A 25,049-nucleotide genomic window follows, 5' to 3' on the forward strand; every position below is an offset into this window, starting at 1 on the left:
TTTACATGTAGTATGAAGAGGATTCAGAGTGGAATTATTCATTCCGGAATCCCAAACTTGTCGTGCTTATGTTTTCTTAATTACATCCCAAGGAAGAGGTGTTGTTCATGAAAAAGTTAATGGATTTTAGAAAGAAAATGTCGGCCGTGTTAATGGCAAGTGGCCTGATATGCGCGATGCTATTACCCATTCAAGCGTCGGCGGCAGACATTGCTTTTAACGAACCTTTAAACGGCGTGAATCCTAATTTGTTCTATACCTCAGATGGATGGGCTAATGGTCCAGATTTCGGAGTGGGCTGGAAGGCGGTTAATCAGGAATTCGTGAATGGAATTATGGCTCTGCGACTTGACAATACTGGGTGTCCCGCCAGTTGCTCGGGGAAAAATTATGCTTCCGCTGAATATTCGACCCATGTGAAGTATGGCTATGGCCGGGTTGAAGCACGTTTAAAAGCGGCTTCAGGAGTCGGTCTCGTCACAAGCCTATTCACGTATTCCGGGCAAGGAACAGGCACATCCAATGACGAAATCGACATTGAAATTTTGGGCAAAGACACGACGAAGATGGAAACTAATTATTTTACGAATGGCGTAGGCCAGCATAGCACGATTATCAATCTGGGGTTTGATGCCTCGCTCGATTTTCATAATTATGCGTTCGAATGGTCGCCATCATCCATTAAGTGGTATGTAGACGGTAAACTGGTACACACGGAGACTGGATCACGTGGAACACTTCCGACCAGTCCTGGCTATATTATGGTTAATCTATGGTCGGGCTCGGGACCGGCTGAAATATGGACAGGAAAATTCAATTACCCAGGTATGCCGGTACGGGCCTATTTTGATTGGATCAAATTTAAACCGGCCAACTGACGTTCGAAAGATGGAATTTATAACGAAACTTACAAATAAGGTGAAATAATCTGAATATAACTCTGAACGATATGGCAGAAGTTGAAGTCCTGAAGAATTAGCAGCGATAAGGTGTATATGAAAGGCACTACAGAGTTTACTCTGTAGTGACCTTTTAAAAAGCTGTCCCGGGTCAGTAGTGGCTCTTGGGATAGCTTTTTTATTTACAACAATGGAATATAGGTGATAGAGTTTTTTACAAGATATGTATTTGGTAGCGCTTACAAGAAAAGTTGTGGGGGGAGTTATGAATGCCATCTATCATGAGGGAAGAAGTGGTTCCGAAGGAAAAGGTAAAAATGAATAAGAATTATCCAGTTTATATCGGCGACACGATTGGTGTGACTATCCATTATCAAAAGCTTCATTGGCATAATGTTCTGGAGATTAATTATATCAAATCCGGCACGGGCTACTACATCATCAACGGTCAAAAATTTGATTTCCAGCAGGGAGATGTGCTGCTCATCAATTCGAATGATCTTCACTGCGCTTACGAAACGAAGGATCTTGTCATGACTGTCATTACGTTCGATTCGACCTGGTTTATTCATAATCTCCGATTCGATCCGGAGCTATTCAGCCCGTTCCGCGACATAGACAAACATTACACGAATCTAATCCACCGTGATCATCCGGCCATGGACAGACTGCGGTCACTTCTTCTTGAACTCCAATTGGAGCATGAGAGGGAGCAGCGTTCCTACGCTACGGTTGTATATTCGCTTATACTCCAGTTTCTGACTATAGTAAATCGGGAGTGTCGAATAGAGGGGATTTGCGGTAGTCAACACCTCATCAGTGAGAGACAGTATGAGAAAATACGTCAGGTGATTATGGTTATGGAACAAAACTTCGCCCATCCATGGACGCTGGAGGAGCTGGCCTCTCTTGTCTATCTCAGTCCTTCAAGGTTCAGCGAAATATTCAAACGTGCAGTCGGCATGCCTCCGATGCTGTACCTGATCCATATTCGACTGGAGCAAGCTGTCACAATGCTGGAGGGAGGCCATATGAAGGTAATGGATATTGCTCTGGAATGTGGCTTCCGCACGCTGACCAACTTTAATCGGCTGTTTAAAAAGCACATCGGCATGACGCCAAAGACTTCACAAAAGCAAAATCCCTAGAAATCAGTAATATAGTGCTATATTTTACTGGTTTTAGCAGAGAAATGAACTGGTGCAGGAGATACAATGAAGTGGCAAGCATCTCATAATTATGTTAATAAATCTAACACTAAATTAAAAAGGGGAGATGCCAATGCCGCAAGTGGAGATGAGCAGCAAAACGAAGCCGCTTGTTAAGAAAAGTCACCTGCACCGCTTTCTGAAGCAATGGGATATTCAACTTATGGTGCTTCCGGCCATGATGTTTATCCTGGTCTTCAGCTACATTCCCATGTACGGAGTGCTGATGGCGTTTCAGGACTACAGTTTATTCAAAGGGTTTCTGAACAGTCCCTGGGTAGGCTTCAAACATTTTGACGCGTTTTTCGGGACGCCGGAGTTTTGGACCATTATGCGGAATACTCTCGTCATTGGCATGCTTAAACTGTGCATCGGTTTTCCTGCCCCCATCCTTCTCGCGGTGATGCTCAATGAAGTAGGGAAACATTCTTTCAAAAGAATTGTTCAAACGATCAGCTATTTGCCTCACTTTTTGTCGTGGGTCATCGTATCGGGCTTTGTGATCTCCATCTTGTCTACGGACAACGGCAGCCTAAACATACTGCTGCAGAAGCTGAGTCTTATCGATGAACCGATTAACTTTCTGTCGGAGCCAAAGTACTTTTGGAGTATTTTGACGGTAACGAATGTGTGGAAGGAGATTGGTTTCTCCTCCATTGTGTATTTGGCGGCAATTGCGGGCATCAATCCCCAACTGTATGAAGCCGCTTCCATTGATGGTGCGAGCCGTCTGAAGCAGATTTTTTCCATCACTATTCCATCCATTATGCCAATTATCGTTGTGTTCTCGATTCTGGCTATCGGTAATTTCCTAAATGCAGGGTTTGAGGACATATTGCTGCTGGGAGGCAATCCGGTTTTGCGAGATGTTAGCGACGTGCTGGACACCTATGTATATCGAATTGGCATTCAGAACAGCCGATACTCCTACGCAACGGCGGCAGGGCTGTTTAAGGCCATCATCAGCGTCGTGTTATTGTCCGGAGCCAACTATTGGGCTCGTCGATCGGGGAACAGCCTTTGGTAGGAGAGAAGGGGGAGAGATACACATGAGGCTGTCGAATGGGGATCGATGGTTTGTTGGCATAATTTACGTCTTATTGGCTTTGTTTACATTTATTGCGCTATATCCGTTCTGGAACGCTGCTGCCATTTCATTTAACTCCGGGACAGATACGATGCAGGGCGGCATTACATTCTGGCCGCGTGAATTCACACTTGAAAATTATCATGTGGTGTTTAAGGATGAGCGACTGATTGACGGTTTCATCATCTCGGTGCTCCGAACGCTGCTGGGTACACTGCTCTCCATTGTGGCAACAGCCATATTAGCTTATGGCATTTCTAAACGCGAATTGATGGGTCGCAACTTTTATATGGTAACTTGCATCATAACGATGTACTTTAGCGGTGGACTTATACCCAACTACTTGCTCATTCGGGAGCTGGGTCTGATGAACTCTTTTTGGGTTATGGTCATACCAGGCATTATCAGCGTGTGGAATATGATTATATTCCGGACGTTCTTTAAGGGAATCCCGCCCGGGCTTGAGGAGTCCGCCCGTATCGACGGTTCCTCGAACTGGGGGGTATTCATCCGAATCGTGCTTCCTTTATCGGGACCGGTCATTGCAACGCTGTCGCTGTTTACGGCAGTGTATCACTGGAATGATTGGTTTGCGCCAAGTATCTACATATCCAACACGGATCTTCTACCCATTCAGACTAAGCTTCAGCAGATACTTAATGCCAATATCATGATGGAACAGATGCAGAACATGGATGCTGCTGCACAGGGCCGGATGAGCGCGATGAAAACCGTAACTACCAAATCGTTGTCCATGTCGACGATGATGGTAGCAACCATTCCGATCCTCTGCGTCTACCCATTCGTACAGAAATATTTTGTGAAGGGCGTATTAATCGGTTCTTTGAAGGAGTAATTCAAGCAAATCCCGGCCAAGGCTTTAAGCGTCTGCTTTGACCATAGATGAATCGTGAAGGGAGCACTCATAATGAAAAAAGGGAAAAAGAACCTTCTCTCTGGCTTGTCAGTCACACTTATCATTGTCATGGCTTTAATGGGATGTTCGGGTTCAGGAGGTAATACTGCAAGCCAAGAGAAGAATTACCCAGTCTCGGGGGATACCTTTGTACTGGGAGAGAAACCGCTGGAATTCTCATTCTACGGCCATTATGACTGGTACACAATGCCGGATTGGGGTAAAGATGCTGCGACGAAGTGGATCAAAGAGAATAAAAAGATCGACGTCGTGCCGATCAGCTCTGGTGGCGTCGCCAAGAACAAACTCAGTACCATGATCGTGGCCGGTGAACTGCCGGATGTTATATGGATGGATCGTGGAGCGGATGTCGAAAAGCTCCGTTCTGAGGGAATGTTGGTCCCGTTCGATGATTATCTGAATAAATACCCCAATCTGAAAAAGTGGGCTGGGGAGTCTACGCTCGAATTGCTTCGCTCACCTGACGGTAAGCTATATCAGTTCCCTAACTGGTATACGACGCAGCCAAACGGCAACGCAGGATATCTCGTCAATAAGAAGATTTACGAGGAACTCGGCTCGCCGAGCCTGGAAACACCAGAGGATCTGTACGTCTATTTGAAGCAAGTGAAGTCAAAGTATCCAGATGTCGTTCCGCTGGAGGTTGGTCAAACTGCTGCAGGAGTGGACATCATGGTATCTGCGTTTGCAGAAAATCGCCCACATACATTCAACAGTATGATCGCCGTTCCACAAGGGGATCAACTCGTATCCCTGTTCACGGATCCTGTCTATCGTGAGCTGCTGCAGTATATGAGCCGTCTGTACCGTGAAAAACTTGTCACTCAGGATGCCTTCACACAGAAGCTGGAGCAGGTCGAGCAGAAGGTTATAAACGGCAAAGTAGCCGTTTATGTAGCGTCCAGTCCCACCGAGTTTGGCTCCAAGGGCAACAATCTGCTTAAAGCGCAAGACCCGGATGCTGGTTACATCATGGTATGGCCTGTACACAAAGCCGAGTTGGATCGCAACAAGATTTTCCCTGGCGATTATAAACAGCTGGGCTGGAATGTCAGCGTCATTACGAAATCGGCCAAAGATCCAGAAGCCATCTTCGCCTTCCTGGATTGGTTCACAGGTCCTGATGGCCAACGTACGATTATGTGGGGTCCTGAAGGATTATATTGGGATGGAACGGACGAGGAGGATATGCCGCTGTTCACCGACAAATTCACAAGCGACGCTAAAGGTCGTGATGAGTTGATGAACGCAACGGTCAACTTTCAATGGAACGGCAACACGGTCTATGTGGACAATTCTAAGATGAAATTCGAGTCTACTCTTCCGCCAGAGAAGCGGAATTTTGAAACGTACTGGCAATCGGAGATTACATGGAAGACGCAGATGAACACAACGGAGTTCGCCAATCTGGATCCTGCAAGCGATTCGGAAGAAGGCATTATTGCGCAGCGCGTGTTTGAGATTTATGAGCAAGTTAGAGCTAAAGCGATAAGCTCCACGACCTCGGATCAGGAAGTGCTTTCGCTTCTGGATAAGGCTGAGGCGGATGCGCAAAAATCCGGTTATGACAAGTTGTTGAAGTACAAAACAGCGAGATGGCAGGAGAATAAGGCGAAAATGGCAGCTGCGAAATAAACATTATGGTTGGAAGCAGCCCTTTCGTTAAGACTTTTGCGGGAAGCTTTAGCTTTCGCCCGAGAGTCTTGGCTGGCGGCTTCATTAGCCGAGAAACATAGGAGAGATCATACTTGAACTATTACTTGGGAGTAGATGGTGGAGGTAGTAAGACATTGGCCGTCGTGGCGGACGAAACGGGACGAATATTAGGCAGGGGAATCAGCGGCTGTGGCAATCATCAGCTTGGTGCTGCCATTGCAGAGAGTAGTATAACCCAGGCCGTTGATGAGGCTTATGCACAGGCGGGGCTTAACAAAGAGAATATCACTTACGCTACATTCGGGCTTGCGGGAGCCGATCGTGAGGCGGATTTCCGCATCTTACGTCCAATAATAGGTGCAATGGGTTTAAAGAAACATCGTATCGTATGCGATACTGTCATTGCCATGAGAGCCGGCACAAGGCAGACGGATGGGGTTGTCCTTATATGCGGAAGCGGGACGAATGGATATGGTGTTAACGTTGCAGGCGAGGAGGTTCAGATCGGAGGATTCGGTTATGAATTCGGCGATTTCGGCGGAGGCGGTGATCTGGCCGTCGAGGTGTTTCGGACAGTCATTCGTTCATGGGAAGGTAGGGAGCAGCCTACTACATTGACTTCGCTTACGTTGAATGCGCTTACCTTCGAGACCGTGGAAGAGATGTACCACCGATTTTTGGACGATGGAAGAAGGGTACCACATACGCTGGCGAAACTGCTGTTTCAGGCTGCGCCTAGGGATGAAGTCGCAAGAAAAATATTGGAAAGGCAAGGTTTGGAGCTGGGGAAAGTCGCCAGTGCAGTTATTCATAAACTAGGTATGGGCAATGATTCCTTTGATGTTGTATTGGCCGGCAGCGTGCTAACTCGTGGAGAAGGAGATTATGTGGTTCGGCATATCGAGTCTCAGGTTACTACAGCAGCACCGAAATGCCGGTTGCGTATCTTGGACCTTGAGCCAGCAGCGGGTGCCATCCTGCTCGCAATGGATGAGAGCGGAGTGAAATCAGATTCCACTGTATATGAACAATTGCACCAAGGACTTGCTGTAAAGGAGAGGAATGTGAAATGGGCCCTGGATTAAAGGTTGCTGTTATTGGGGGAGGCTCTTCCTATACCCCTGAGCTGATCGAAGGTTTCATCCGTCATTATGAGAGCTTTCCGGTTAAGCATATCGTGCTAGTGGATATCCCGGAAGGCCTTCATAAACTCACCATTGTTGGCGGGCTGGCGAAGCGAATGGTTGAACGAAGCGGACTGCCGATTAATATTACTTTAACTTTGGACCGCAAGGAAGGACTTAAGGATGCCCATTATGTATCTACACAGATGCGGGTAGGGTTGCTGGAGGCTAGAGCATGGGACGAAACGATCCCGTTGAAATATGGAATGCTCGGGCAGGAGACGACCGGAGCCGGCGGAATGATGAAGGCTCTTCGTACCATACCTGTACTTTTGGATATATGCAAGGATATGGAGTTATTATGTCCTGACGCCTGGCTACTTAATTTCACGAATCCGTCCGGAATGGTAACGGAAGCCATCATGAAGAATTCCAGCATCCGCTCCATTGGTTTATGCAATTCCCCGATCGCCGCCTACAAGTGGCTGTCTGCGCTCTACCAGGTGCCTGAGGAACGCATCTATTGCGAGTTTGTTGGGTTAAATCATCTGCACTGGATCAGTCGGATCGAGATTGATGGAGAGTCCAAGCTGGAGGAGTTGTTGGACACAGGGGGGAGCTACTCGGCCAGTAACGTGCCGCAGCTTGCTTGGAACGCTACGCTGATTCGGGCGATTGGCGCTATTCCGTCCTATTATCTGAAATATTATTACCTTCACCGTGAGATGTTGGCGGAGCAGCAGGCTGCCGCAACCATAGGCGAGACGAGGGCTGAGATGGTCAAGCGCCTTGAGGATGAACTGTTTGAGATTTACAAGCGGCCAGAGCTAGTGGAGAAACCGAAGCAGCTGGAGCAGCGTGGAGGTGCCTATTATTCCGAGGCAGCTGTCAATCTAATGAAGGCGATTCATACGGATAGCGGAGAGGTTCTAACGCTAAACGTCATGAACGGCGATACCCTGGACTTTTTGCCACAGGATGTCAGTATCGAAGTGAATTGCCTGGTAACGAAGAAAGGAGCTGTTCCGGTACCTATTACACGAATACCGGATGCCGCAGTTGGCCTGATTCAAGCGGTGAAGACCTATGAGAGTCTGGCCATCGAAGCGGCGGTCTCGGGAAGCAGGGAGAAGGCACTGCTCGCCCTTAGCTCTCATCCGCTAACCGATTCCGTGTGTATATCAGAAGAGATGCTGAATGAAATGCTGGAGCAGAACCGTAAATATTTGCCGCAGTTCTTCCATGGGAGGTAAGGATCCCAAATAAAAAGAGATCATGTTTGGACGATCTCAACACTGAAAACCGGAGTGAAGAAAGAAGAAAGAGACTTTTCGTCTGGAGTGTAAGAAGATAAAAGGAGCTGTCATTAGCACAGCTCCTTACTCAAAATCTAAATTTCTTTGAGGGTTATTTTAGTTCTTGTGATATAAATACTGGTTTCGCTTTCAAATGCTGAATCCGTGCCAAGGATAATCCACAATTCTCCCTTCGCATCCGTTTTCACGAGAAAAGGTCGGTTTTTATTATTGAACGTTTTTACTTCATATGTTTGATCTGTAGATGTACTCTTCGATAAATTTCCGAGCACAAAAGCATCCTTTCCTTCTTGAGACTGCTGGCCCTTATCGATATTCATTTGATAGAAATAATCCTTATTTAGAATCGATTTGGGTTCTTTCTTAGTTACTCCAGCTTTTACATACACACTCTCTCCTGGAGAACCACCAGCACCCATACTATCCTTCGCTGCGTTAGTCGCAATATCAAAATCGAAGGTTACAAGATAGGTCTGATTCGGCTTTAATTTAGATGTCTTATCTATTTTTTTCTTCACGAACATGAATAAATCATCACTACGGTTAACACCACTCAGGTATAGCCCCTTTTGATTCATATTGATTTCTTTCGGTAGTGAATTAAACGAATAATTCAGTTTATAGATTGAACGATCCTTTTTGGGGTAATCTGCGAATCCGGCGGACCATTGGTCGCTATTCTTAACAAAATCCGATGTTATGGTAATTTCTTTACCCAATGAAATTTTTGAATCTAAATCAATTAAAGACACGAATGAGACATTATTTAATAGCTCAATTTGTCTTTTTGTGAGATTTGCAGAGAATCCTTCAAGAACTTTGCTATACGTATTTTTGATGTGGAACTTGCCAATCTTCTTCTCTAAATCCTTATATTCTTTATCACTGAGATGTTTGTTGAAAATAACGATACTCGGAATTTGATATGAGAGCTTAACATTTTTTAATTTATTGTTCAGTTGCTCTGAAATCTTCATAGGAAGAATGTGGATTTCCTTAGTTGAATTAAGTTCTGCCGCATCGGAACTGTTAAAGTTAGTAAATGACAAAGCTCCTCCTGCTATAATCGTTGCGGCTAAAGTTAAGGCTATTTTTTTGTTACGAGTGTTCATATGTTTTCCTCCTAGGATGTATTCAGCACCTCTAACGGAGCAACATGTGAAATTGTTGCAAAAGAGAAAATAAAGTTAATTTCATTACAATTTTAAAATAAAAAGAGTTAGTTTCTTGAGTGCAAAATGGAAAGGAATGGGGGGCACTTATATGTGTCTATCCTAAATTCTTAGTGAATTACTAATAATATGAGATTATATCTATATATATTGTATTCAAAAAAACGCTATGCTACAGTGGCTTAACGAGCGTTCGTTAGGGAAATTGGGTATGACGTCATGCCAGAGATTAATCAATTCATAAATACTGATAAATTAATAAATAACTAAATACGAGGTGTGTGTATTGTAATGAAAAAACTTTTATATCTATCCATAATCAGCACAATATTAAGTAGTTTTCTTTTATCACCATGTAATGTTTCAGCGGGTTCCAACTCCAAAATAGTTTTGGGATACTATGCTCAAGATGAAAATGCTTATGACTCTCTTATTACTAATTATTCTTACCTCACTCAAGTTTCCACAGATTCATTTACATTCGACTCGAAGGGTAAAATTGTTGGTTCTGCCCCCAAGGAAGCTATTTCTTTTGCTAATAAGAAAAATATCGAAACGTTTGCAGCGGTTTCCAATTGGCAAGGAGATTACTTCAATGCGGCACTAGCTCACAAAATTGTAGGCGATTCGAAAGTAAGGAAAGAGGCTATCAAGAGTATTCTTAACCTAGTTAAAACGAATCATTATAAAGGTATTAATATCGACTTTGAGAATATTGAGGCTAAGGATCGTAAAGCTTTCAGTAGTTTTATTGGAGAGATTTCTCAAACGTTACGACCTAAGGGATATCTCACAATGGTATCGGTTCCAGCTGAGTTTGAAAATGATCCTACTAATAGCTGGTCAGGTGCCTTCGATTACAAGGAATTAGGCAAGCATGCTGATTATATTCAAGTTATGACTTATGACCAGAATGGTCCATGGGGACCTTCTGGACCAGTAGCAGGTAAAGATTGGATGGAGGCTGCCATTCAGTACACTATATCTGAAATTCCTCTTCAAAAAGTAATTATTGGAGTGCCAGCTTATGGATATAATTGGAATGAAACGAAGAAGAATGGAGATATTATAGCTTTAAAAGATATCCCTGCTTTGATTGCTTCAACAGGCGCTAAACCAGAATGGGATGAGTCTTCGTCTTCAATATCTCTCCGCTATCAGGCAGATGATGGTTCAAAACATGTGGTTTGGTACGAAAATGCAGCAAGTATCCAGGAAAAAACTCATTTAACAATAAAGTATAATCTCGCGGGTATCTCCATCTGGTCTATGGGAACTGAAGATTCAGGGTTCTGGCAAGCCATATCAGCTGGATTGAAAGAGTAAAGTATAAGATGAGTTGGTATTGATCATCTAAGCTAATAGATGAATAGATTTTGATCCTTGCATATTCGCAAGCATCAAAATCTATTTTTTTTATAAATCAATTGATGGAGCAGTATTTAAAACAATTAAAGTGAATTAAACCAACGTATGATGTGGTATTCATAAGGCTAACAACAATGATTTATACACGTTTAACAGACTGTGTTCAAAGGGGAAAGTCGAGGGACAAGAACATTGTTCCATTTAAAGTCGCTATATAGCGATTTTTTTGTTGAACTGAAGTACAGAGTGAACAACACTGGAGATATTTAGCTAAGAAGTAATTCGAGCAAAAAATTAGAATGAACAGTTTTACCAAACCATTTAACACTTTCAAGCAATGCAATTATATCTTCATTCCCTATCATTATAAGTAAACGAAGTGACGCAGGCAGCCGGCAAAAATCCACTTTTCTTATTAAATCTTTCGTTTTGTATCCTCTTAATTACTTGACAAAAGGTAACTGGTTAGATATTTTAATACATAACTAGTTACCTATTTTGGAGGTGGAAATATTGGAATTTCCAATGGAAAAAAAAATCACACCTAAAGCCTATGTTTATGGATCAATTTTCACATTGTCTAACCGTTTGCAACTTTTAGGTGATAGAAGATATAAGGATCTTTCATTAAAACAAGCTTTTGTGTTGTGGAATATTTCTCTTTATGATGATTACTTTCTTAACCTAAAAGATATTGCTCAAATTGTCGGTACTTCGAGTCAGAATGTGAAAAAAATCATAGATATTCTTGAGAAAAAAGGTTTTGCTACAGTAGGAAAAGATGAAACTGATAGAAGGAGTTTACGTGTTGCTTTAACATCTGAGGGTAAAAAGTATTACTTGGAAAGAGGTAAGGAGGAAGAACAGTATATAGAGGAGTTATTTACTGACTTCGATGATGAGATGCTTATGGGATTGTATCAAGGTCTATATAAACTTATGGAAAAAACAGCTCAAGAACAAGGGGGAAAATAATATGGCAGTTTATCTGAATGAAGTATCGCGCACCTTTGGTGAGTATTTACTAATACCAGGTTACTCATCTGTAGAGTGTATACCGGCAAATGTTAGCTTACAAACACCCTTAGTGAAATTTAAAAAGGGAAATAAACCTCCTATGTCTTTGAAAATTCCTATGACATCAGCAATTATGCAGTCTGTTTCTGATGATACAATGGCAATATCTTTAGCAAAAGAAGGTGGACTTTCGTTTATTTACGGATCACAATCTATTGAAAGTCAGGCACAAATGGTTGCTCGTGTTAAAAGTTATAGAGCTGGATTTGTTGTTAGTGATTCAAATATATCTCCTGAAGCTACTTTAGACGAACTGTTAATGTTAAAGAAGAAAACAAATCATTCGACTGTAGCAGTAACAATTGATGGAAGTTCTAGAGGTGAATTAGTAGGCATTGTAACTAGCAGAGATTATCGAGTTAGTCGGATGACTTTAGACACTAAAGTTAAAGATTTTATGACACCGTTCGAAGAAATAATCTGTGGTAATAAAGATACCACATTAAAAGAAGCGAATAATATTATATGGGAACACAAATTAAATTGTCTTCCAATCATTGATGATGAACAAAGATTGATTTCGATGGTGTTTCGAAAAGATTACAATACTAATAAGAATAATGAGAATGAGTTGATTGATGAATCAAAAAGATATATGGTTGGTGCAGGCATTAATACTAGAGATTATGCTGAACGAATTCCAGCATTACTTCAAGCTGGAGTAGATGTTCTTTGTATTGACAGTTCCGAAGGATTCACAGAATGGCAAAAGATTGTTCTTGAATACGTCCGGAAGAATTATGGTGATACCGTAAAAATTGGGGCAGGAAATATAGTTGATAAAGAAGGTTTCCGTTTCCTAGCCGAAGCTGGTGCTGATTTTGTAAAAGTAGGAATTGGCGGCGGTGCAATTTGTATTACACGAGAACAAAAAGGCATAGGGAGAGGTCAAGCTACCGCATTAATTGAGGTAGCGAAGGCTCGTGATGAATATTTTAATGAGACAGGAATCTATGTACCAATTTGTTCTGATGGAGGTACTGTACACGATTATCATATTACATTGGCGCTAGCTATGGGAGCAGATTTTCTAATGTTAGGCAGATATTTTGCCCGATTTGATGAGAGCCCCACTAAAAAAGTGAATATAAACGGTAATTATATGAAGGAGTATTGGGGAGAGGGAAGTACAAGGGCAAAAAATTGGCAAAGATATGACTTAGGCGGTGACGAAAAACTTTCTTTTGAAGAAGGAGTTGATTCGTTTGTACCCTATGCAGGAAGTTTAGAAGATAATGTTGGACTTTCTTTAAGCATAGTACGTTCAACAATGTGTAATTGTGGTTACCTGACAATTTCTGAACTACAAAAAAATGCTAAGATAACCTTAGTTTCTTCTACAAGTATTGTTGAGGGTAGTGCACACGATGTTCTACTTAAAGATAGTCGTCAGATATTGTAACACATCATTGTTAGCGAATCGTTCACTGAATAAATTAGATTTTTATATAAATGAGATGTAGCTTATATATGTTAGAGAACTGTGATCACAGTTCCTTAAAGTGTCGAGAAAGTCTTAGGGACTTTCTCGACACTTTATTTTTTATTTGGGGGACTCGAGAGACCGTAGAAGAGTAATTAATCCAGAACCCCAACCATTTCGTGTCACGGGACAAGAGCATTGTTTCGTTATTTGGCAACATCATATAGTTGTATTGCGTTCATTTAAGTGAGTACTTTAAAGGGGAGGATTATAATAAAAGTAAAATATTTATATTTTATTCTCAACATTATACTGATTATTCTAACATCAGCTTGCTCCAGCAGTTTGACTAGTTCAGGTTCACAGGAGGATCTTACTGAACCTTATCGCGTAGCGTTGGATGAAGTGATTTCAAATGATACAGCTCTTAATGCCGATATGGAGTACATTTCTCTGGTTTGGGAAGATGGAGTTATTTTGAAAAGTTCTGATAAACAAGTTATTGAAGAATACTTACAAAAAGAATATAACATGAAGATTTATAACTACACCTATGAACAATTAATAGAGCAAAAGTTATATGAGCAGGGGAAAACGATGCTTAAAGGCATTCTTCTAACCATTGAAAAGCAGAAGCAATCGATCAACGTAGATGAGATGACTATTGAGGTTGGTAAGTATCGTGCAAACGAGGGATCAATCTCTTTAGACATGAAACTTGCTTACCGGCAAGGGCAATGGAACGTCGTTGAATATGCTATGATCAGAGAAAGTTAGGGAACTTTATGTCAATGTACAAAATGTACATACTTCACGCCATCCGATCTGGGAAAAAAGGAGAATACCCCCTATGAAATCATCACCGAAGGAGTCTTATGTGTCTCATGACACTCGCCTTACCCGCTATGCTATCGTGTCCACAACCGTAACATTGCTCAGTGATGAACAGCTTCGAGAACGAGTAGAAGATGCTACGGGTCTTGATACTGGCATTGGTGGTGCAACGGCTTTGATGCAGATTGAGGAAACGCCCATCTTCGTGAAAATAATACCACTTACGGAAAAAGAAAGGCTCACTGAAAATGCCATGTCCACGGAAAACGTGTTCAAACTTCCTCCATATTGCCAGTACGGCATAGGTTCTCCAGGTTATAGTGTGTGGCGCGAGGTTGCAGCCCATACCATGACCACCAACTGGGTGCTGGCAAATCACTGTGCGAGTTTTCCGTTAATGTACCACTGGCGGGTGTTAAAAAGTCCAGAACGACGAACTCCAATCTCTGATGAACTGAGCGATGTTTCCCGTATGGTTGAGTTTTGGGATACTTCAAAAATGCGTGACCGTATTGAGGCACTTGAACAATCCGAGTACAGTGTTGTACTGTTCTGTGAGTACATTCCCTACAACCTGCACGACTGGCTTTCCGAACAGATTGCTATTGGTGAGAGTAAAGCCGCTTCAGCACTATCCATGGTGGATTTGAATCTGCGATCCGCTGTCTCCTTTATGAATGCAAACAAGTTACATCATTTCGATCTTCATTTTAAGAATGTTTTAACCGACGGAAACCGTGTTTATATTTCGGACTTTGGTCTTGCGACCTCTTCTCGGTTTGAACTGTCCGATTCCGAATTGAATTTTCTTGAAGCGAACAAGACTCATGATGGGTGTTATGTGGTAACAACGTTAGTGAACTGGCTTGTAACGGCATTGGTTGGCATGGTAAACCGAACTGAACGTATAGACTACATACGCCGTTGTGCTGAGCGCGACGAGTTGCCAGAGCTGATGGATTCAGCAGCAAAGATTATCATGCGGTACGCTCCAATAGCCGTAGTGATGAATGATTTCTACACCAATCTTGTTTCGATGAGCAGAACTACGATTTTTCCAGTTGAGGAGATTGAACGGATCTGTAGTAGTAAGACTAACTAGACCAGATGGAATTCCAAAGAAGAGGTAGAGATGATGAATACATTAAAATGGCTTCAAAACTGGTATTATGAAAACTGTAATGGGGATTGGGAACATTCATATGGTGTGAAAATTGATACAGTGGATAATCCCGGTTGGTCTGTTGAAATCAATTTGGCGGAAACTTATTTAGAGGATACGCCATTTGATTCGATAGAAGAAGAGAGAAGTGATGAAGATTGGTTCTACTGCATTGTGAGGGATGGAGTATTTCATGGTGCAGGCGGAGCAACGAATCTAGAAGAGATACTAGTTTACTTTAAAAATTGGGCTTCAAGCATAGAAAGATGATAATTACGGAAGTTATCGATGTGTTCTATCGCGCTGCCCTAATCTTGTTTTAGGACACTAGTGCCAAATAAAAAAACAATAACATTACTGATTTGATGATTATTCAATAAAGTTTCGACTGCATTACACCTATACGACTTCAACTGGAAAAATTAAACCGACCCCTCCGCTATTTTTAGCGAGAGAGGCCCGTTACTTGTCAATTGCAGTACTTATATGTTGTGCATGCCATCCAAAACAGCGATCATGATGAAGAGTCGTTACTAGGCGATCTGTCAATTTTTTTGGTTCGTTCCGCCAGTTCAGTTATTGACTTAATATCTTGATCAGTTAATAGATCTAGAAAATACTTGCGTATTGCCTTTGAGACTATGGGAAGGGCTTCATCCAAGGCTGACTTTCCGACGGGAGTAACAATGACTTGCACACCGCGATCTGTGTCCAGTGGTTTTCTCAGAACTAGACCTCGTTTTTCCATACGCGTTAGATGATGAGATAGTCGGCTCTTATCCCAGTCCATCGAGTCAGCTAATTCCTGTTGGCGAAGTTTTCCATCCCCAAATTGGACTAAACGATCTAATACTCCAAAATCACCTTCTGATAGTCCTGTATATTCAGACATTTCTTTTACAACGTGGCCAAAGACTCGTTTAAAGGAGCCTTTCCATGTATTCCATAGTCGCATTTCGTCTTCGTTTAGTTCATTAATATCCATGCCAATATAATACCATGGTTAACACGTCAACCACAAGATGGTACAGTTTGTTTTGTTAGTTGACATATCAACCAAGGGAATTGAATTTGTCTTTAGGTTGATATGTCAACCTATGAAAATTATAAAGTTCTGCAAAGGATGTAAAGGAAGGAGTGAAAAATGCATAAACCTGTCGCCTTGGTCACTGGGGCAAACAAAGGAATCGGGCTTCAAATAGCGAAAGATCTCGCGTCACAAGGCTTTGCGGTACTCATCGGCTCGCGCAATCTCGAAAAAGGGGAGGCTGCAGCGAAAAGTATCGGTGAAGATGCTCGTGCTCTACAGCTCGACGTCACGAATCAGGATTCCATCTCAGCTGCTTCAGCACGTATTCGCAGCGAACTGGGCTCTCTTGACGTGCTTGTTAACAACGCGGGTATATCATCCGCAGGTCTGCCAGGTAGGCCACTGGAGGAAGTTGGAAGGTCCGCTCCCCAAGCATCGCGTCTCTCGACGAGATACGCACAGTTTTCGAAACGAATGTGTTCGGTGCCTTGCTTTCGCAATCGAACTTGAGTCCACAGGAATTAAGGTCAATGCTGTATGCCGGAGCTTCATCGCAACGGAATTTAAAACAATTTTGAGGGCACGGGCACCGTCCAACAGGCTGCTCGTCATCCTGTGCGCCTTGCTATGCTCGGCGAAGACAGGCCGACGGGAACGTTCTCAAATGAGATACGCCAGTTCCTTTGGTGATTTAATCTCTAGTACTGACTCACCAGAAGATCTACAGATAATATAAGGCGTAACGCCTACAAATATAAGGAGTGTGTTATTAAATGGAATATGTGAAACTGGGACAAAGCGGTTTGGATGTTTCGAAGTTAAGTCTTGGAACCATGAGCTTCGGCGTACCTGAACGCGGCAATACCCCATGGTCATTGGATGAAGAGGACAGCAGAGCGATCATTAAAGAAGCAGTCGAAATGGGCATTAATTTTTTTAGTACTGCTAATATGTATTCGGATGGAACAAGTGAAGAATTTCTTGGACGTGCATTAAAGGATTTCGCCCGTCGTGATGAAACCGTCATTGCTACAAAGGTATTTGTTCCGATGCGCAAAGGTCCGAATGCAATGGGACTTTCCCGTAAAGCCATCATGACCGAAATTGATAACAGTCTAAAACGGCTTGGAACGGACTACGTCGATTTGTACCAGATCCATCGGTGGGATCCTAATACACCAATCGAGGAGACAATGGAGGCTCTTCACGATTTAGTTAAGGCGGGAAAGGTTAGATATATCGGAGCATCCTCCATGTTGGCATGGCAATTTGCGAAAGCGCATCATGTCGCGGAGCGCAATGGCTGGACACGTTTCGTTTCCATGGAAAATAGACTCAACTTGCTTTATCGGGAAGAAGAAAGAGAAATGCTCCCCCTTTGCAAAGATGAGGGCGTTGGCATCACTCCTTACCTGCCTTTGGCGGCAGGCCGGTTAACCCGGGACTGGAATGAGCAGACCTCGCGATCCGAGAACGACCAAATAGCAAAAGCGTTGTTTATTAAAACGGAAGAAGCTGATCGCAAAGTTGCTGAAAGAGTAGCAGAAGTTGCCGCTAACCGAGGGATTCCGCGCGCACAAGTTGCTCTTGCATGGTTGCTGCAAAAGGAAGAGGTCACAGCACCAATAATCGGTTCGACCAAAATCAGCCATCTCGAAGATGCGGTTTCGGCGTTAACGGTTAAATTAACGCCTGAAGAAATTACCCGTTTAGAAGAACTTTATATACCACATCCATTAGTATAAATTGGACATTTATCCTTTACTGATATACCGTCCTGAATCGACATGCTCATCAACATTGATTCTGTAAGTTAAATCTTCTGAAATAAACTCTTCTTGGATACGATCCTTGAAGAGTTTATTCGCTTTTTCGATGTGAAAAGCAGTTTGAAAACACTTGGGAGCCGACTAAAAAAAGGTAAACCTGGTTTCAGGCACACCTTATAGTCAAAATTCCGAGGAACTTTCTGGAATAACCCCTAATCTATTGAACATGGCTTGGGTAATCGATAGCGCAAAAAATACGGTTAACAATTAACACGAGGTCCGCTGTATTAGAGAGGGTTTTTCCATTTTGCGGAGATTAGAAGTGAAAAGGATTGTATCTTTCGGGCATAGAAGGCACGCAATTACTGAGTGCCTTTATTTATGATTGCGTATCAATCTAATTTATGCCCGAAAAAAAAGAGTACATAAATAATTTTACTAATTAATATTTTTACTTTTCACATAATTTATTTTTTTGACTAGAACAGCACCTCAGTTGATTTACAGTTCCAGTATATTATTATCGAGACCGTAAATGTTCGCGGCGTAAAGTCCGTTTTGCCGACCACAGCCTCCAACCCGTAAGTACTGCAGCTACTAAGCATATTGAAGCGGATGTCATGAAAACCACGTGCATGCCCGATAGAAAAAGATCGGGGCGGCCCGGCACAAGTCCTGTAACCCTACGACCAGCCAAGTTGCTCATAACACCAAATAGGGTAGTAGTAGCAACCGTAATTCCCACGACCATGCCCATATTGCGGACGAGCGAGTTAATGCTCCCTGCAATTCCGAGCTGGGTTTTGGGCACTTTCGACATTACCAACGAGTTGTTCGGTGATTGAAACAAACCGCTGCCGAGACCGAGCATACCAATCCAACTCCCAACCAGAATGATAGAGCTGCCGCTATGAAGTCGTGCAAGTCCGACTTGAGCGATAACCATCACAATGAGTCCTGCAAAAGTGAGCAGCTCGGAACCAATTTTGTCCGATAGTGCGCCACTGAGTGGAGCTACGATCACCATGACAATCGGAAACAGCATTAGCAAGAGCCCAGCATGGGAGGGTGTAAGATTCAAAATACTTTGCGTATAGAACGGTGCGATGATGTTAAAACAAAAGTTGGCCACAAATACCAGAAAGCCGCATAAAATGCTTAAGCTGAACAGCGGATTTTTAAACAGGGTAAGCTTTAGCATGGGTTCTGGTTTACGAATCTCAACGAAAAGGAAAATAACAAAAACAATGGCGGAGATGATTAATGCAGCGACGATCCGCATATCTCCATAACCGACCTGCTGCCCGAGCAGTAGACCTGAAAACAAAGCTATGATAAATAGAGGGAATAGCAAACCCCCGGCCTTATCAATACGGACCTTCAGTTTGGTGCGATCAGCAGGAAGTACCTTCCACCCAATCGCAATCGCGATCAGCCCAACCGGAATATTCACCAAAAATATATACTCCCAACCCAGTCCGGATACGATAAAACCGCCCAGGCTCGGTCCAGCTATACTGCCAAGGGAGACAAATGTCCCGATCAATCCCAATGCTTTTCCACGTTCTGTTGTTGGGAAGATGTCTGTAATGATGCCCTGGCTGTTGGCCATCGTCATCGCTGCGCCCAGGGCTTGGAGTAGTCGTGAACCCAGGAGAAGCGGCAGGCTGAAGCTGAACCCACACAGAAGGGAACCAAGCGTGAAAATAATCATACCCCATTTGAACACTTTAATTTTACCAACAATGTCTCCAAGCTTACCGAAAAAGAGGATCGCTGCACAAATGGTCATCAGGTAAGCGGTGACTATCCATTCCGCTTCAGCGACTGTCAGATCCATCCGCTTCGCGATAACGGGCAGAGCAATATTGACGATGCTGCCGTCGAGCGTCGACATAAATGTAAATAAATTCAGGACTATCAGGATGATCCAACGCCTTTTCTGGATAACTGGGTCATCTTGATAAGTAATGAAACGATTCTCGTCTTCCAGTTTCAGTTTCACTAAATAATCACTCCTTACTATCATCAAAAACAATTAGTTGCATTAGCAACTAATTTGGTTTTGATTATACTTTAAGTTAGTTGCGTACGCAACTTGCATGAGGTAAAATTTTTGGATACAAAAGATTTTAAGGAGGTACTGGGTTGAAGAAACCTTCGATTGGCAAAATGTTGTCCTACGTTCATCGTATTAACCAAAAAGAATTGGCTGGTATATTAAAACCATTTGATATCGGCGGGGGCGGGCACCACAGTTATCTTAAGGCGATCTTGTCGAATCCCGGGCTCAACCAGGACCAGCTCACAAATGAAGTGAAGTTCGATAAAGCGACTACAACGCGTTGCGTCAAGCAGCTAGAGGAGGCTGGGTACGTTTACCGTTCAGTGGATGCTCGCGATCGTCGTTCTTACCTGCTTTATCCAACGCAAAAAGCGAAAGATTTCGAACCTATGCTGAAACAGATTTTGGATGAGTTCAGCCTTCAGATGACGAATTGTTTGTCCGAAAGCGATAAACAGCAGTTTGCGGACCTGCTGAAAAAAATTTACGACAGCAAACAGGGCTAGATTATCAAGTTCATAGCAACTGACGCGGATATTGCCGGAAAAGAATGGATCATAACCACGATCGGGTATCTGGGACCCGAGTGATCGGTATCATGATCCCGGCTCTGTCAGTCGTAGCCACGATTTGCCTGATCGTACTGCTTGTCGGCATGTTTCCGGCCTGATTGAACGGGTTTGTAAAAAAAGCTGGGTTCGATCCGTTATACCCAGATTGGGTTTGTGGGTATATTAACTGCAATAGAGATAGCCCAAAATCCGCCCACACTAAATCCTAAAATAACTATGCTTGAGCTGAGCTTTTGGCGAGAAGGTAATATTAATGGTGAAAGTATTCCTCGATTTCAATAAAAATATTTTATTTTCAGTATCGTACTTAACGTGAAATTCAAACACAACAAATAAATGTTCCAGTATGCTAAATTCTCCGTCTCTTTAATTCCCTTTACATAGCAGCAGTTGATTCAGCTACATTGTTTTTCTTTGTCAGCGGCTTTTTCCTCAGTGTTCGATCATATAAATAAGGTTTTCCGTGATATTCCCATGCATTCTTTTGCTTCTCCTTTTTATGTATATCAACTTTTATCTCCAAATTAGCAACATGACTCTGGAATTCAGAAGCAATTCGTTTACACCATTTTAGCCCACTTTCTTCAGATGCACTAAAATGAACGCGTAAAAGAAATCCGTTAACCGTTAATTCAAACTTATATAAATTCATATTATGTATCCTTTCTAAGTAGAAATATAATCCAGAACAAAAACACTATAATAACATCATAACAGGAACGTACGTTCTGTTAAAGCGGTATTTATGTTAGCTGTTAATTGTTAGGAATAGGAGCATCGTTATTTCTCATACTCATAGCCACAATGCAGAAGTCCAATTGCTTATTGACTTTCCTTGTTCTTTATTACCGGGTACTCGAGCATGTCCGACTTTTGTAGCGGCTGGGAAGATTAGGGTTGGTGAAAGAAGAGAAAGGTCAGGGGGCAGGTTAGTATAAAAATGGCTGATTTCTCCAAATGACGTTAGAATGGTTATAAGCCAATATTAGAGGAGGAAATCCATGCTTGATATTAATCGAATTAAAGAGCGTATTCCCCATAGATATCCCTTTCTTTTGGTCGATAGAATCTTAGAAATCGTTGAGGGAAAGAAAGCTGTTGGAATCAAAAATGTGACTTTCAATGAACCTTATTTCCTTGGTCACTTTCCCGATTATCCTGTCATGCCTGGAGTCTTGATTGTAGAAGCACTGGCACAGGTGGGTGGTATCGCTATGTCCAACGTAGAGAGCAATAACCATAAGATAGGGTTACTGACTGGTATTGATAATTGTCGGTTCAAAAAGCAAGTAAAACCAGGGGATCAACTCCATCTGGAATTCGAAGTGACCCGAGCCAAGGGACAGATTGTCAAAGGAACAGGCATCGCAAAGGTAAACAATGAATTGGTTTGTGAAGCAGAAATAATGTTTGCATTTAATTCTATTGAGGCATTCAACTAACGGGCTGGTTAGCGCAAAGATATGATAAAATGAAGTTTAAAGATATTTAAAAGCAAGGTGGGATGTATGATGGTAATTCGCTTGGCAACATTGGAGGATGTGCCTCAGCTTGTTCAAATGCGTTGGGACTTCTCGGAAGAGGAAAGTGTGGATACTGCGGTCACATTTGAGGAATTTAACCAGGTTTGTAGTGAGTTCTTGGTGAAAGCTATCAAAAGTGGAGATTGGTATATTTGGATTGCAGAGATTAGTGGAAGTCTTGTCTCACATATGTATATGCAATTAATACATAAAGTTCCGAGGCCAGGGAAATCACCAGATCCTTATTACGGTTACGTTACGAATGTTTATACTCGCCCTGCTTTCAGGAATCTAGGTATCGGCTCAGAAATTCATAAAGCTATGGAAAAATGGTCAAAAGAAAATGAGGTTGAGTTTCTTATACTTTGGCCAAGTAGTGAGAGTGTAAAGTTTTATTCAAAAAATGGTTTTTCTCGATGTGAAGAAGCCATGGAAAAGCACTGGGATTGAGCAGTAGGTAAGAAAAATGAATAACAGCTGATCAAAAGATAGAGAGACTCCCTGACTGATTTTATGGAGGTGTGAGTATGAAATATAAAATTCCGCTCATTGAATTTTTCTAAAAACATTGACATGTGCACACGAATGCATATAATGAATTCAGGGGGTATGGCAATGGGATTAAATCTTGATCCAAATAAATGTAAAAAGCTGATAGAAGACAATATTGATATTGAGTTTTTTCGAGCGGTACTTGATCCAGTGCGGAGTGAGTTGTTAATTTTTCTTTCTGCAAATGGTGAAATGACAATCGGTGGTATTGCAGAATATTTTCCACAGAATCGTTCAGTTATTTCTCGGCACCTTGACTTCATGAGTCGTTTTGGTATCGTTCAAAGGAGAAAAGAAGGGCGAGAAGTTTATTACAAAACGAATAACAATTTCATTGTAGATAAATTTGAACAAACAGCTAACAATATGAAAGCACTCATGAATTTGCAATAATGCAGTGCTTTTTATATTAATATATATATGCATTGGTACGCACGTATACACGATAAAGATGTTTATTTTAATTCAATCAAAGATGCATGATTTGGATTATCGGAATATGAAGTGAACTTGCAGGGTACTTTTATAACTTTTCCTCTGTTGACATTCAGATAACATCTAACAATATGAAAGCACTCATGAATTCGAAATAATGTAGTGCTCTTCATTTTAATATATATATGCATTTGTACGCACGTATACATGAGAGGAGTTTTTATTTTGACACAATCAAAAAGAAAATGGTGGGTTCTAGCCACGGTTAGTTTGACCGTATTTATGGCCATGTTAGACATTACAATTGTCAATGTTGCATTACCAGATATACAACAAGCTTTTTCATCGAGTTTTTCAAATCTCCAATGGGTGTTGAATGCCTATACTTTAGTTTATGCGGCAATGTTGTTGCCAGTTTCAAAATTAGGCGACATTATCGGACGTAAAAAAGTCTTTTTATTAGGATTGGGTATTTTTATGATTGGCTCTTTAGCCAGTGGATTGGCAAACAGTGATATTTGGTTAAACATCTTCCGTGGATTTCAAGGAATTGGTGGCGCAGCTATGATGTCATTATCATTAACGATAGTTACTTCTTCATTTCCTGAAAATCAAAGAGGACTTGCACTAGGTATTTGGAGTAGTGCCGTTGGGCTTGCTATTGCCGGTGGTCCTTTGGTCGGTGGAGCATTAGTCGATGCTTTTGGTTGGAGATCTATTTTTCTTGTTAACATTCCAGTTGCGATTGTAGCAATTATATTAGGAATGTTTGTGATTAAAGAAAGTGAAACAAACAAAAATGGACGAATTGATATTTGGGGACTGATTTTCAGCACAGCGATGATTTTTACGATGATTTTAGCCTTAATTCAAAAGTCAGTGAATGGAGATTACGCATGGACTGATTGGCACATTTTAAGTCTACTTGGATTATCACTTATTTTACTTATAGCTTTTATCATTACCGAAAAAAAAGTAGAACAGCCGATGATTGAATTATCTATTTTTAGAAATTGGACATTTAATGGGGCTAATATCGCAGCTTTTGTATTAGGTGCTGGACTATATGGAGGCTTTACCTATTTAACCATTCTTATGCAAAATTACATGGGTTACTCGGCTTTTGATACAGGTGCAAAAATGTTACTCATTAGTGGTTTTACGATAGTTCTTGGTCCAATTGCAGGAATTATCTCGGGGAAAATTGGTAACCGTTGGTTAGTTAGTGGAGCACTATTGATCGGTGCAATCGGAATATTTGTTATGCGTTATATGATCAAAGCTCCGTTTGAGTGGAGCTATCTGATGCCTGGTTTTATTCTTTTAGGTATTAGCAATGCTCTAGTTAATCCACCTATTACTAATGCTGCTATGAGTTCAGTTGATAAAAAGTATGTAGGTATGGCTTCTGGTATTTTAAATGTCTTTAGACAAGTGGGTATTTCCTTTGGTGTTGTAATGCTTGGAATTAAATTAACGGAAGGTTATAACGCTTCATTGAACACAAGTATCATGAATTTAGCCAATATTCCTACCGAGTTTAGAAATCAAATGCTGGATGTTTTCCATAAAGCTGGAGCTTTTGGAGGTTCACAAGTTTTTGATAGCAAGCAAGCTGAAGCATTTAAAGCTATGCCAGCTTTTGATGAAATGAAGTCACTCGTGTTTAATGCTTTTAATTCAGGTATGCAAAATGTAACACTATTGATTGGTATTTTCTTAATAATTGGTACATTCGCGAGTGCAATTTTGATTAAAAACAAAAAGAATACACAGAACGGGAATTAATCTTCCTTCGAGAGACTCGCAATGGAAATGATGAATCCTTAGTTTTACTTTA

At 41.8% G+C, this 25,049-nt stretch carries 24 protein-coding genes; 20 read left to right on the forward strand and 4 right to left on the reverse strand.

Annotation, left to right across the window (positions count from 1 at the left end; all coding sequences use genetic code 11):
* Positions 1-107 precede the first annotated feature (107 nt).
* The 7 genes from CRO25_RS04950 (at position 108) to CRO25_RS04980 (ending at position 8,164) form a co-directional block, all read left to right on the forward strand.
* Positions 108-878, forward strand: coding sequence for a glycoside hydrolase family 16 protein (locus tag CRO25_RS04950; protein ID WP_063563719.1), 771 nt, complete (start codon positions 108-110; stop codon positions 876-878).
* Positions 879-1,168: 290 nt separating this feature from the next.
* Positions 1,169-2,047, forward strand: coding sequence for an AraC family transcriptional regulator (locus CRO25_RS04955; protein ID WP_064637708.1), 879 nt, complete (start codon positions 1,169-1,171; stop codon positions 2,045-2,047).
* A 133-nt stretch (positions 2,048-2,180) separates the two neighbouring features.
* A complete protein-coding gene (locus tag CRO25_RS04960) occupies positions 2,181-3,134 on the forward strand; it encodes a sugar ABC transporter permease (protein ID WP_072733090.1) in 954 nt (317 codons plus the stop codon).
* A 22-nt stretch (positions 3,135-3,156) separates the two neighbouring features.
* Positions 3,157-4,050: a carbohydrate ABC transporter permease gene (locus CRO25_RS04965; RefSeq protein WP_079693727.1), complete on the forward strand. Its 894-nt coding sequence runs from the start codon at positions 3,157-3,159 to the stop codon at positions 4,048-4,050.
* Positions 4,051-4,122: 72 nt separating this feature from the next.
* Complete coding sequence (locus CRO25_RS04970) at positions 4,123-5,766, forward strand: extracellular solute-binding protein (protein WP_079693726.1); 1,644 nt, start codon at positions 4,123-4,125, stop codon at positions 5,764-5,766.
* A gap of 113 nt (positions 5,767-5,879) precedes the next feature.
* Positions 5,880-6,872, forward strand: coding sequence for an N-acetylglucosamine kinase (locus CRO25_RS04975; RefSeq protein ID WP_079693725.1), 993 nt, complete (start codon positions 5,880-5,882; stop codon positions 6,870-6,872).
* Entirely contained in the window at positions 6,857-8,164 is a 1,308-nt protein-coding gene (locus CRO25_RS04980) for a 6-phospho-beta-glucosidase (protein ID WP_079693724.1), read from the forward strand. The genes CRO25_RS04975 and CRO25_RS04980 overlap by 16 nt, the downstream gene beginning before the upstream one ends.
* Before the next feature lie 137 nt (positions 8,165-8,301).
* Here CRO25_RS04980 and CRO25_RS04985 read toward each other — a convergent pair whose 3' ends face one another.
* The gene (locus CRO25_RS04985; protein ID WP_079693723.1) at positions 8,302-9,339 is read right to left on the reverse strand and encodes a hypothetical protein; all 1,038 of its coding nucleotides are present in this window, start codon (positions 9,337-9,339) and stop codon (positions 8,302-8,304) included.
* Between the two features lie 351 nt (positions 9,340-9,690).
* Here CRO25_RS04985 and CRO25_RS04990 point away from each other — a divergent pair, with 351 nt between their 5' ends.
* From CRO25_RS04990 to CRO25_RS05015, 6 genes are all read left to right on the forward strand, one after another.
* Positions 9,691-10,725 (forward strand): glycosyl hydrolase family 18 protein, encoded by a 1,035-nt coding sequence (locus CRO25_RS04990; RefSeq protein ID WP_079693722.1) that lies wholly within the window; start codon positions 9,691-9,693, stop codon positions 10,723-10,725.
* A gap of 555 nt (positions 10,726-11,280) precedes the next feature.
* Positions 11,281-11,742, forward strand: a complete 462-nt coding sequence (locus CRO25_RS04995) for a MarR family winged helix-turn-helix transcriptional regulator (RefSeq protein WP_079693721.1) — start codon at positions 11,281-11,283, stop codon at positions 11,740-11,742.
* 1 nt (position 11,743) lies between these two features.
* Complete coding sequence (locus CRO25_RS05000) at positions 11,744-13,246, forward strand: IMP dehydrogenase (RefSeq protein WP_079693720.1); 1,503 nt, start codon at positions 11,744-11,746, stop codon at positions 13,244-13,246.
* A gap of 417 nt (positions 13,247-13,663) precedes the next feature.
* Positions 13,664-14,044: a hypothetical protein gene (locus CRO25_RS05005; protein ID WP_079693719.1), complete on the forward strand. Its 381-nt coding sequence runs from the start codon at positions 13,664-13,666 to the stop codon at positions 14,042-14,044.
* A gap of 73 nt (positions 14,045-14,117) precedes the next feature.
* On the forward strand, positions 14,118-15,203 hold the full coding sequence (locus tag CRO25_RS05010; protein WP_079693718.1) for a protein kinase: 1,086 nt from the start codon (positions 14,118-14,120) through the stop codon (positions 15,201-15,203).
* A 33-nt stretch (positions 15,204-15,236) separates the two neighbouring features.
* Positions 15,237-15,533, forward strand: coding sequence for an immunity 53 family protein (locus CRO25_RS05015; protein ID WP_064637725.1), 297 nt, complete (start codon positions 15,237-15,239; stop codon positions 15,531-15,533).
* Positions 15,534-15,777: 244 nt separating this feature from the next.
* Here the strand turns inward: CRO25_RS05015 and CRO25_RS05020 are convergent, their stop codons facing one another.
* On the reverse strand, positions 15,778-16,248 hold the full coding sequence (locus tag CRO25_RS05020) for a MarR family winged helix-turn-helix transcriptional regulator (RefSeq protein ID WP_079693717.1): 471 nt from the start codon (positions 16,246-16,248) through the stop codon (positions 15,778-15,780).
* A gap of 159 nt (positions 16,249-16,407) precedes the next feature.
* Here CRO25_RS05020 and CRO25_RS05025 point away from each other — a divergent pair, with 159 nt between their 5' ends.
* Together CRO25_RS05025 and CRO25_RS05030 are read left to right on the forward strand one after the other, a co-directional pair.
* The gene (locus tag CRO25_RS05025; protein WP_256863539.1) at positions 16,408-16,803 is read left to right on the forward strand and encodes an SDR family NAD(P)-dependent oxidoreductase; all 396 of its coding nucleotides are present in this window, start codon (positions 16,408-16,410) and stop codon (positions 16,801-16,803) included.
* Between the two features lie 263 nt (positions 16,804-17,066).
* On the forward strand, positions 17,067-18,038 hold the full coding sequence (locus CRO25_RS05030; protein WP_079693716.1) for an aldo/keto reductase: 972 nt from the start codon (positions 17,067-17,069) through the stop codon (positions 18,036-18,038).
* Between the two features lie 544 nt (positions 18,039-18,582).
* Here CRO25_RS05030 and CRO25_RS05035 read toward each other — a convergent pair.
* Positions 18,583-20,091, reverse strand: a complete 1,509-nt coding sequence (locus tag CRO25_RS05035) for an MFS transporter (RefSeq protein WP_079693715.1) — start codon at positions 20,089-20,091, stop codon at positions 18,583-18,585.
* 119 nt (positions 20,092-20,210) lie between these two features.
* Here CRO25_RS05035 and CRO25_RS05040 point away from each other — a divergent pair, with 119 nt between their 5' ends.
* A complete protein-coding gene (locus tag CRO25_RS05040) occupies positions 20,211-20,633 on the forward strand; it encodes a MarR family winged helix-turn-helix transcriptional regulator (RefSeq protein ID WP_079693714.1) in 423 nt (140 codons plus the stop codon).
* 442 nt (positions 20,634-21,075) lie between these two features.
* Here the strand turns inward: CRO25_RS05040 and CRO25_RS05045 are convergent, their stop codons facing one another.
* Positions 21,076-21,351, reverse strand: coding sequence for a hypothetical protein (locus CRO25_RS05045; RefSeq protein WP_063563735.1), 276 nt, complete (start codon positions 21,349-21,351; stop codon positions 21,076-21,078).
* Between the two features lie 349 nt (positions 21,352-21,700).
* Here CRO25_RS05045 and fabZ point away from each other — a divergent pair, with 349 nt between their 5' ends.
* The 4 genes from fabZ (at position 21,701) to CRO25_RS05065 (ending at position 24,997) form a co-directional block, all read left to right on the forward strand.
* Complete coding sequence (fabZ, locus tag CRO25_RS05050; RefSeq protein WP_079693713.1) at positions 21,701-22,141, forward strand: 3-hydroxyacyl-ACP dehydratase FabZ; 441 nt, start codon at positions 21,701-21,703, stop codon at positions 22,139-22,141.
* A 69-nt stretch (positions 22,142-22,210) separates the two neighbouring features.
* Positions 22,211-22,672 carry a GNAT family N-acetyltransferase gene (locus tag CRO25_RS05055; protein WP_256863538.1) on the forward strand — a complete coding sequence of 154 codons (462 nt, stop codon included), beginning with the start codon at positions 22,211-22,213 and terminating at the stop codon, positions 22,670-22,672.
* A gap of 165 nt (positions 22,673-22,837) precedes the next feature.
* Positions 22,838-23,167: a helix-turn-helix transcriptional regulator gene (locus CRO25_RS05060; protein WP_064637734.1), complete on the forward strand. Its 330-nt coding sequence runs from the start codon at positions 22,838-22,840 to the stop codon at positions 23,165-23,167.
* 267 nt (positions 23,168-23,434) lie between these two features.
* On the forward strand, positions 23,435-24,997 hold the full coding sequence (locus CRO25_RS05065; RefSeq protein ID WP_079693711.1) for an MFS transporter: 1,563 nt from the start codon (positions 23,435-23,437) through the stop codon (positions 24,995-24,997).
* Positions 24,998-25,049: the final 52 nt, after the last annotated feature.

This window comes from Paenibacillus sp. RU5M (genome assembly GCF_900221055.1).
GTDB classification, from domain to species: domain Bacteria; phylum Bacillota; class Bacilli; order Paenibacillales; family Paenibacillaceae; genus Paenibacillus; species Paenibacillus marchantiae.